Here is a 279-nt window from a genome sequence, read left to right as displayed (position 1 = left end):
GCCTTGATGATGCGCACCGACGGCTCACTTGGCTTACTGCTCAGGTTCCCACACCAGCAGCACCTTTTGCACTGATGGCTGACTGGCAAAGTAATATGGATGTATCTCTTTACCGGCAGAAATTTGAACAGGTTCAAGCCTATATCTTGGCGGGAGATTGCTATCAGGTAAATTTAGCTCAACGCTTTAGCGCTCCCTATCAGGGCTGTGAATGGCAAGCTTATCAAGCATTGAGCGAAGCCAACCGCGCACCCTTCAGTGCCTTCATCCGGTTACCAC

1 protein-coding gene is annotated in these 279 nt (G+C 50.5%); it reads left to right on the top strand.

Translation table 11 applies throughout. The features are described 5' to 3' along the window. On the top strand, positions 1–279 hold a 279-nt coding region (locus HGT70_RS16500; protein ID WP_214196584.1), incomplete at both ends, for a chorismate-binding protein.

It is taken from the genome of Rosenbergiella collisarenosi (genome assembly GCF_018494085.1).
In the GTDB taxonomy this organism is placed as follows: Bacteria; Pseudomonadota; Gammaproteobacteria; order Enterobacterales; family Enterobacteriaceae; genus Rosenbergiella; species Rosenbergiella collisarenosi.
The sequence above is the reverse complement of the archived record's forward strand: the minus strand, read 5'-3'. Positions and strand labels throughout refer to the sequence as shown.